7 protein-coding genes and 1 other annotated feature are annotated in these 9,571 nt (G+C 42.5%); of the genes, 5 read left to right on the forward strand and 2 right to left on the reverse strand.

What is annotated here, in order from left to right:
* Positions 1 to 128: 128 nt before the first annotated feature.
* Complete coding sequence (locus FC07_RS05725) at positions 129 to 803, reverse strand: LysM peptidoglycan-binding domain-containing protein (RefSeq protein ID WP_057904166.1); 675 nt, start codon at positions 801 to 803, stop codon at positions 129 to 131.
* Between the two features lie 632 nt (positions 804 to 1,435).
* Here FC07_RS05725 and FC07_RS05730 point away from each other — a divergent pair.
* The 5 genes from FC07_RS05730 to FC07_RS05750 all read left to right on the forward strand — a co-directional run bounded on the left by FC07_RS05730 (position 1,436) and on the right by FC07_RS05750 (position 8,250).
* Positions 1,436 to 2,986, forward strand: coding sequence for an ABC-F family ATP-binding cassette domain-containing protein (locus FC07_RS05730; protein ID WP_057904167.1), 1,551 nt, complete (start codon positions 1,436 to 1,438; stop codon positions 2,984 to 2,986).
* A 51-nt stretch (positions 2,987 to 3,037) separates the two neighbouring features.
* Positions 3,038 to 3,235, forward strand: a binding site (T-box leader).
* A gap of 71 nt (positions 3,236 to 3,306) precedes the next feature.
* Complete coding sequence (gene serS / locus FC07_RS05735; RefSeq protein WP_057904168.1) at positions 3,307 to 4,581, forward strand: serine--tRNA ligase; 1,275 nt, start codon at positions 3,307 to 3,309, stop codon at positions 4,579 to 4,581.
* Between the two features lie 205 nt (positions 4,582 to 4,786).
* Entirely contained in the window at positions 4,787 to 5,440 is a 654-nt protein-coding gene (locus FC07_RS05740; RefSeq protein WP_057904169.1) for a serine dehydratase beta chain, read from the forward strand.
* Positions 5,441 to 5,451: 11 nt separating this feature from the next.
* Entirely contained in the window at positions 5,452 to 6,345 is an 894-nt protein-coding gene (sdaAA, locus tag FC07_RS05745) for an L-serine ammonia-lyase, iron-sulfur-dependent, subunit alpha (protein WP_057904170.1), read from the forward strand.
* A 114-nt stretch (positions 6,346 to 6,459) separates the two neighbouring features.
* Positions 6,460 to 8,250 carry a coiled-coil domain-containing protein gene (locus FC07_RS05750; protein ID WP_057904171.1) on the forward strand — a complete coding sequence of 597 codons (1,791 nt, stop codon included), beginning with the start codon at positions 6,460 to 6,462 and terminating at the stop codon, positions 8,248 to 8,250.
* 179 nt (positions 8,251 to 8,429) lie between these two features.
* On the opposite strand, the gene FC07_RS16170 is transcribed toward FC07_RS05750, so the two are convergent.
* Positions 8,430 to 8,981 carry a hypothetical protein gene (locus FC07_RS16170; RefSeq protein ID WP_057904172.1) on the reverse strand — a complete coding sequence of 184 codons (552 nt, stop codon included), beginning with the start codon at positions 8,979 to 8,981 and terminating at the stop codon, positions 8,430 to 8,432.
* Positions 8,982 to 9,571: the final 590 nt, after the last annotated feature.

A 9,571-nucleotide genomic window follows, 5' to 3' on the forward strand; every position in this document is an offset into this window, starting at 1 on the left:
TTGATCAGAGTGGGGCGATAATTGTCGTTTGCCCTAGCAACAGGATAGCACAAAAGTCAGGCAGTTGTATTGCGAATCGGCAACAAAAAAAGACACTCACCGAAGTGAGTGTCTTAAAAAGTGGTTGCTTACCACCAGTTGTTTGCTGCACGGAATGCAACGGCTGCGCTGATGCTACCGTAACGAGAAACGGCGTAATTAACCATCCCTTGTGTTTGGCTAGCAACTGAACCGTAGCCCCATGATTCTTTTGTTTGGCCTAAGCCATGGTAACCGTTTGGTGAAACGGCGTTTGCGTTACCACCAGATTCTGGCATAACGATTGTGTTCCACATAGCAGCTGTACCACCAGCAGCGATAAATTGAGAATAAGTAGAACCGCTAGCTGAAGCAGTTGAAGTTGTGCTTGCTGTTTGTGTTGATGCAGTACTTGAAGTAGCTGCAGTATTTGAAGTTGTGCTTGTTTGTGTTGTTTGAGTTGTAGCAGCTTGTTGTGCTTGTGCTTGGTTAGCTGTTGCTTGTGCTTGGCTAGCTTGTTGTGTAGCTGCTTGTGTACTTGTTGAAGTTGTTGTAGCGGCTTCAGCATCGTCACCAGTTGGGACGTTGTACTTTTGACCTGCAAAGATCAAATGAGTTGTTGTGTTAATGTGGTTTGCTTTTTCAATTGCATTAATTGATGAATGATATTTAGAAGCTAAACCAGATACCGTATCACCTGATTGGGCGGTAACGGTGGCGGCATGAGCTGCTTGAGCGCCACCAACTAAAATCCCGGCAGCCCCAGCTGTTGTCAATAATACCATTTTTGCACGCTTTGATAATACGATAATAAATCACTCCTATGTGAATTTTCCTTTTTATTTCTATCTAAACAATCTTTCGTTTAATCAACAGTGCCTATTATAGTAACTCACTGTAACAAACCAATACCAACAAGATTACAAAAGCCGAATAAATTGAAATCTTGTCATATAAATGTAACATTAAGTTATAAAAGATGAGAGAACCCCGTTAATATAGGCTTTAAAACTGAATAATGTTACGAAAAATCCAGCTATTTTTTGAATTTTTTTCGAAAAACATGCAAATTTCTTGATTTTTAACATTAAATAACAGCCTTTTTGTGATAATTTGTCGTTTTTTAACAGCAAAATGACAAACTACTTTGTTTGTAACAGGATGGTCCCTGCAGGTCGAATTTAGCTAGGCCACTTTTGTTTTTATTTTTCAAGTAAGCCTTGAATTGACAGGCTTTCATTCCGGTGTTACGGTTTGATAATATATACAGATTCGTGCTTGGCGCGTTACAAACGTCACCAGTACAGATCACACATGCTGGCTGGTCACGAAACGGACCGTAAAAGTACCTTCTTCGGAACTAGAACTTTACAATTGGCCAATCACAGGATAATAACTTAGAAAGTAGGTGTCGGTATTGAGTGTTTTAACGGTTGAGCATTTGCAACAGCAGTTTGTCGACAAGGTTTTATATGAAGATACTGGTTTTGCGCTTAATCAAGACGATCATATGGGAATTACTGGCCAAAATGGTGCGGGGAAGAGTACGTTGATCAAGATTATTACCGGGCAGATCCAGCCAGACGATGGCAAGATCACTTGGAAAAAGCATTTGAAAATTGGTTACTTGGATCAATACGCCCAGTTAACAGAACAGTTAACGATTTTTGATTTTCTTAAAACGGCTTTTCAAGAACTTTATGATTTAAACGCTGAAAATGAGCAGATTTACGCAGATTATGCTGAAAATCCAGATGATGATTTGTTGGCAAAAGCGGGTCATAATCAGGAGATTTTAGAGGCCCATGATTTTTATGGTGTGGAAACCTTGATTGAACAGGTGGCCACAGGGCTAGGGATTGACGCCATTGGGCTGGATCGGGATAGTGGTACGCTTTCTGGCGGGCAACGGTCAAAAGTGATTTTGGCAAAGCTATTGTTAGAAAAACCAGATGTTCTCCTATTAGATGAACCAACTAACTATTTGGACACCAATCATATTGAATGGTTAGAAGGCTACTTAAACGAATTTGAAGGGGCCTTTATCGTTATTTCTCATGATTATGAATTTTTAGGGCAGATCACCAACTGTATTTGTGACCTTGAATTTGGGAAGTTTACGAAGTATCGTGGTAGCCTGAAACAGGCTTTACGCCAAAAAGAGGCCAATAAAGAAACCTATTTAAAAGCGTATGCCACGCAACAAAAGAAAATCGAAAAAACCAAGGCTTATATTCGCAAATATAAGGCAGGTAGTCGTTCAACCATGGCCAAAAGTCGGGAAAAGCAGTTGGCACACATGGACGTGTTGACGCCACCAGGCAATTTGGCACAGGCCAACTTTATTTTTCCATATCAGCCCAGCGCAACCAAGATGCTGTTGGATGTTTCTGACTTAGTGGTCGGTTATGAAAAACCGTTGTTAGCGCCCTTCAACTTTTCGATTATGCAACCAGAAAAGGTCGTGGTCACCGGGTTCAATGGCATCGGAAAGTCAACTTTGATCAAGACCTTGTTAGGCTTGATCCCCAAAATCAGTGGGGCGTTTGAATTTTCTAACACGGTCAAAGTTGGTTACTTTAAGCAGGAACTGCTTTGGGAAAATGATCATCAAACCCCGTTAGAAATTGTTCAAGCAGCGGCACCTAAATTAACGCAAAAGATGGTTCGCCGTCAATTAGCCCGCGCTGGTATTGAGAAAGATAATGTCGATAAACCGGTGAAATTGCTAAGTGGGGGCGAGCAAACTAAAGTTAAACTTTGCTTGTTGATGCTATTCCCAGCCAATTTCTTGATTTTAGATGAGCCGACGAATCATTTAGACGATGATACCAAGAATATCTTGGCCCAGGCCTTGCAAGATTTTGAAGGCAGTGTTTTGTTAGTGACCCATGAACCAGGTTTTTATCGTGACTGGATCGATCGAGTTATTGATGTTGAAAAACTGAAGACAGATACGGGTCGCTGATTTTTAGCGACAGCGCGTTGACTTTAATGAACAGACTTGTTATATTGGAGCCAAGAAGCTTAGAAGCAACTAGTAACCGCAAACTGGTGTTTAGCGAATCAATGGTTGGTGTAAATTGATGATCAGTGGCGGTGAATCCATTGCAGAGCTTGATGGCGATGAGTCATCTCGGTGAGGCGATATACTCATTTAAGGTGGAGTCTTTCAAAGACTCAAAAATGGGTGGTACCGCGTTAAAACGTCCCGTAGCTTGTTATAGCAGGCTATGGGGCGTTTTTTGTGTCACCGAATATCATTCAAAAAATAAGGGAGTGTTGGCATTGATCAATCCAAAAACGATTCGTAAAGATCCAGAAGGCGTTAAAGCAAAATTAAAGACACGTGGGGTGGACCCTGCAGAAGTTGAAGAATATTTAAAGTTGGATGAAGCCAACCGTAATGCCATTGGCCAAGTTGAAGGCTATCGGAAACAAAAAAATGAATTAACAGAAGTCATTAGCAAGTCGAAGGATAAGCGGGACCCTGAAATTCAAGCCAAAATCAAACAGGTCAAGCAACTCAATGCTGATATTAAAACAGCTGATGAAGCACAAAAGGAATTGGCTGCTAAATGGCGTTATATTGCCATTCGCTTACCTAATTTACCAGATGATAGCTTACCAGTTGGGCCTGATGAGGATGCGGATGTTGAAGAACGACTTTGGGGCGACAAACCTGAATTTGACTTTAAGCCAAAAGCCCACTGGGAAATTGGTGAAGCATTAGGGATTCTCGACTTTGACCGAGCAGCTAAAGTTTCTGGTGCGCGGTTTGTCTACTATAAAGATGCAGGTGCACGGTTGGAACGGGCCTTGTATAATTTTATGTTAGACTTGCATACCCAAGAACAAGGCTATCATGAAATTATTCCGCCATACTTGGTAACGGCTAAAACCATGTTCGGGACAGGCCAATTTCCTAAGTTCACGGAAGATGTTTATACGGTTGAAGCCACAGGCATGACCTTAATTCCAACGGCAGAAGTGCCATTAACCAACTATTATAGTGGTGAAATTTTGGATGAAAAGGATCTGCCAACTTATTTCACAGCGTTGACCCCATCATTCCGTTCTGAAGCGGGGAGTGCAGGGCGTGATACCCGTGGTTTGATTCGGATGCACCAGTTTAACAAGGTTGAAATGGTGAAATTCAGTAAGCCAGAAGATTCTTATAAAGAATTGGAAAAAATGACGTTGGATGCGCAAGAAGTTTTGAAGCGCTTAGGCTTAGCCCATCACGTCATTGTGTTGTCAACCGGTGATACTGGTTTTTCTTCTGCTAAAACTTACGACTTGGAAGTTTGGATGCCAGAACAAAACCGTTACCGTGAAATCAGTTCTTGCTCGAACTGCTTGGACTTCCAGGCACGTCGCGCAATGATCCGTTACCGTAAGGCAGATGGCAGTGTTGATTATGTGCACACCTTGAATGGTTCAGGGGTTGCCGTTGGCCGGACGGTTGCTGCAATTTTGGAAAACTATCAACAAGCAGATGGCACAATCAAAGTACCAGACGCCTTGATTCCTTACATGGGTGGTCAAACCGTGATCAAATAAATCATCAATAAAGCACGTCACAATCGCTTGAGAAGCAATTTAACCGTTATTTGATTGTTAAAATGGTATGCTCAAGGTACTGGTTGTGGCGTGCTTTTTTTATGCGCTGACAATGAATTCTAATCAGACTTTAAGCAGACAGGCTGCAAGGGATGCGTTAGAATGAGGGCATCATCAAATTTGTTCAGAGTAGGGGTTAGTTACTTTGAGTGCAAACTATAAAAGTGTTTTCGATATTATCGGTCCAGTTATGATTGGACCGTCAAGTTCACATACAGCTGGTGCAGTGGCTATTGGTCAAGCTGCCCGGCAAGTTTTTCACGAACCTGTTTTAGGGATTGAGGTGCATTATTATGAGTCATTTGCGCAAACGCATCTCGGCCATGGTACGGACTACGCCATTATTAGTGGGGTACTCGGATTTGACCCAGCAGATGCACGTGTACCGGAAGCGGTCACCATTGCGCGCCAGCAAGGAATTCAGGTGCATTTTATTGAAGAGACCGGCGTTAGTCCGGTGGGCCATCCTAATACGGCCATCGTGCAATTGAAAAATGCCAAACGTCAGATTCGTCTCACTGGTTGCTCAATTGGTGGCGGTACGATTGAAGTGCGACAAGTTCAGTTTGACGGTTTTAACATTAAGCCACCTGGCAGTTTGCCGCTAGTCCTTGCACGGATGACACCGTCGCTTGCCACGCAATTTGTACAACGGCTCGGACAATTTACAGGGATCAATCATCGCCACCAATATACGGCTGGTACGCAAACATTATTTGAATATTCGTTGAATCAGCGGTTGCGCGTTACGGAACAACGACAATTGCAGCAACTGGTACCAGATTTGATTTATTTATAGGGGATGACAAAATGTACCAAACGATTGCGGAACTGGTAACGGCGGCGACAACACAGCAACGACGTTTATCAGACGTGATGATTGCTCAAGAAATGGCTGCAACGAACCAAACCTACGATGAGGTGTGGTCGACGATGGAACGCCAGCTGGCCGTCATGGCCGATGCCGTTAAACGTGGTAGTGAAGGGGAAGGGGTTTATTCCCAAACAGGCTTAACCGGTGGCGAGGCAGTTAAGCTAAAACATTATCGCGAGCAGCATCAAAGTTTGGCTGGCGACACGATTTTAGCAGCCGTGCAAAATGCCATCGCGACTAATGAAGTGAACGCTGCGATGGGTGTGATTTGTGCCACCCCAACAGCAGGCTCATCCGGTACATTGCCAGGCGTGCTTTTTATGTTAAAAGAACGACTGGATCTTGATCACAATGCAATGGTGCGCTTTTTATTCACCGCCGGCGCTTTTGGGATGATCATTGCCAACAATGCCATGATTGCAGGTGCAACAGGTGGCTGTCAGGCCGAAGTCGGCAGCGCATCAGGGATGGCCGCAGCCGCGGCTGTTGAAGCCGCGGGTGGGACGCCGGAACAATCTGCTGAGGCCTTGGCAATGGCGTTAAGTAACCTATTAGGCTTGGTGTGTGATCCAATCGCTGGCTTGGTGGAGCTGCCTTGTGTGAAACGAAATGCCGTGGGTGCAGGCAACGCGCTAATTGCTGCCGACATGGCCTTGGCGGGCTGTACGAATAAGATCCCCGCTGATGAAGTCGTCGGTGCCATGAAAGCGATTGGTGAGAATTTACCAAGCACATTGCGTGAAACTGGTCTTGGCGGGCTAGCCGCAACCCCGACTGGGATTAAAATGAAAATGAAGATTTTTGGGAAACAAATGGATCTAGATTCTTAAACATTCCTTGATTTCCTAAAAGTTAAGTTGATGTTACGGCGTTCATGCATTAAAATTGGGTCAAATGGTAAAAAAGAGTAGCTAGCAATTTGCTAGTAACTAGCAGAAACGGAGATGGAGATCACGAGTCAAGCAGATGACCAACAACAAAAGGACGGTGCCATCAACTTGGATGATATCGTGGCATCACGTTCAGAATCAGAAAAACAATTAGCTGACTTGGAAGCCCAAATTAAGTCCACCCGGACACAATTGCGGCAACAATTAACGGCTGAACGTGGCGCGCTACTGGATCGGATCAATACGGTTTCACCGCGCATTGATCGATTGAAGGAGCAAGAGGTTCAAGAAACAAAGCGACTTGAAGAGTTAAAAAAAGAAGTCGTTGATCAAACAACAATCCAATATCAAAATGTGCAAAAACAATTTGATACCGCGCAGACCCAACTCGTTGCTGTTCAAAAGCAACAAGCAGATGTCAAGCACTCTTTAGAAGAGTATGAAAAACAAACTGATGAAGCCAACAAAACCATGGCGGGTTATCAAGAAGAAGAAGCTGGCATGGTGAACCGCATTAAACAAGAAACTGATATTAGTGCGATCTTAAAATTGGCTGAGGAACAAAAGAGCCATGTGCAAGTCTTAAATAGTAAAAAGGCTGATTTAAAACGGCAACTCGATGTGATTGATGTTAAAATCAGCAATGCTAAGGACCGGTTGACCACTTTACCAAAAGATGAAGATGGTATTAAGCAAAAGCAAGCCGTTTTGGCAGAACAAATTAAGAACTTACAAGCGCAAATCAAAGCGAAACAAGAAGCACGCGAACGTGAACGCACGAATTCTGCTGCAAAATTAACGCAGATCAAGCAGGACTTAGCGGATAATCAAACACGTTATGCGACTTTGGCTGACCAGTTGAAAACCGCTAAGGCAAAATTGAAAGATTATTTTGATGTGACACAAAGTGTGGCACCAGTCACTTTTAACGCCGATCAGCGTTACGTCACGATGTACCCTGATTTAACACCACAATACTTACAACAACACGCCGCTGAATTAAAAGCAGTGAAGGCTGCTTTTGAAAAGCAAAAGCTGATCCCAACGGTGGTGACAACGGACTACGACGACTACTTAAGCATGACTTGGCAACGGGCTAAGAAAGACGGCTTAGTGGTGGAAGGGGCACGTTTATTAAACTTGTACCAATCTTTACAAGAAACTGAAAAGCCTGGCGTTGTTAAGGAAGACTTTATTCCACAAAATGACGATTGGGAATACAGTAAAGATGAGGCCACCCATTCTGAAACGGTTCGTGATCAGGACAAGCAACCTGTTATGCAGGTAAAGTGGCGGCCAAATGAAACACTATGGTACATTTTGTACTTTAGCCAAGGCAATGTGATCAAACGGGATGTCTTTGATTTGAAAGGCCGTTTGTCTGCAACACAATACCTTGATCCAAACAATGCTAAAAAAGTAGTCAGCGAAAACTTCTACCGCACAAATGGTAGCTTAGTATTGGTTAAGGAATATAATGACGATAACAAAGAAACCATTCAATTATTAAATGAATCAGGTGTCTTATTAGAAGTCTTCTCTGCTGAAAATGAATTGTTAGCTTGGTGGTTACGCAACATGGTCATTGGTAACGAACCATTGACCATCTTGACACCAATTTCAGCACCTTACTTCACCTACTTAAGCCAAAACCACGCTGATCAAGTGCAATTAATGGCCTTATTAGCGGATGGTGACGAAGAACAAGCTGCTTTTAGAGATGTTTTGACAGGCCGGACAGCACTTGTCGGTGTGTTAGCTGCAAATAAGAAGCAGGAAAATGAATTAACCACACAAAGCCAAGTGTCATTACAAGTATCCCGGTATGAAACATTATTAAGCTAAGCTGAATTTAAAAATAATCAACTTATAACGCGAGGTTTGAGTTGGTTATTTTTTTAGATCGAACAGGTACAGGCGCTAACTATTTTTCAACCATAAAAAGTTTCCAGAAAATAGTGTCAACTGTTTTTCGAATTTGTCATAAAATAGCAGCGTTATTGATGCTTGATTTTATTTTGAGATTATCGTGCAAGTAACTGTGCGGTGATCTTTTTTGATTTGGGATAACGTTTATTGGCCGCATCACGAGCTGCTCTCTCAGATACGCCTAGCGTCACAAGATAATCTCGGTAGTTCATACGCCGCCACGGATGTGTGATAGCGGGAACGCTAGACCCGCGTCGTGTTTCAGGGACGACCTGTTCATCAAATAAAGTGGATCGGAATTCATATTTAGGCACGCGAAAAAGCTGATAAACGTGATCGTCATCTGTCGTCAAATAAAGTTTGCCGCTGAAACTTTTAATGACAAGTACCTTAGTATGTGGTTGAAGAAAAATAAATTCGGTGCCACTGATCGGTAAGTAACGCTTGTTTTCAAACTTAATACAATGCCCGTGATCAACACTTCTTTCGTTAGCGATGATTAAAACTTTATCGATTTCACGTAAAGTTAATTGCTTATCAAAAACTGACATGTTATTTTTGATGTTAGAGGCAAATCGTTTATTGAAACGTTCGAGAAAGCTTTTAAGAAATTGATTCGCCTCGGAAATTGTTTTGATCTGGTTCAAGCGTAATTCACTTTGGAGACGGATCCTGAAGCGTTTCTATAAGTCGCTCCACGCGGCCTTTAGCTTGAGGGACGCTCGTAACTGATAGTTGTGTACCCAGTGTTTTACAAGTGTAACCAAATCGTGTAAGAGGGTTCTCAGTAGAGGGGGAACTCTCTTTTCTATTGCTTTCAAATACAGTTCGTCTGTCTGTTAGAATTTCGGCTGGTGCGCCGTAGTTACGGAGAATCTGTGCAAGAACGTGGTAGTAGCCCTTAAGCGTTTCTTCCATCGCAAACCTCGCACCAACAATAATCCCTGAATAATCATAACTATAAAAAGTTTCCAGAAAATAGTTGACACTTTTCCGAAAAGCGCGTATATTATTGGAGTTGTCTTATTTCAGAGATAACAAAAATGATAAAAGTTCTTGACACGAAAACGTCTGATTGATATACTAATAAAGTTGTCAATTAAACGAAATGAATTGAAAAACAAATACTTTGTTGATTAGTTCAAAAAGTTCTTGACAAGGATATAACTTATCTGATACAATTAAAAAGCTGTTTATCAGCTTTGGTAGACCTTTGAAAACTGAACAAAGTTTCGAC

The organism is Loigolactobacillus bifermentans DSM 20003 (assembly GCF_001434575.1).
Lineage (GTDB): Bacteria > Bacillota > Bacilli > Lactobacillales > Lactobacillaceae > Loigolactobacillus > Loigolactobacillus bifermentans.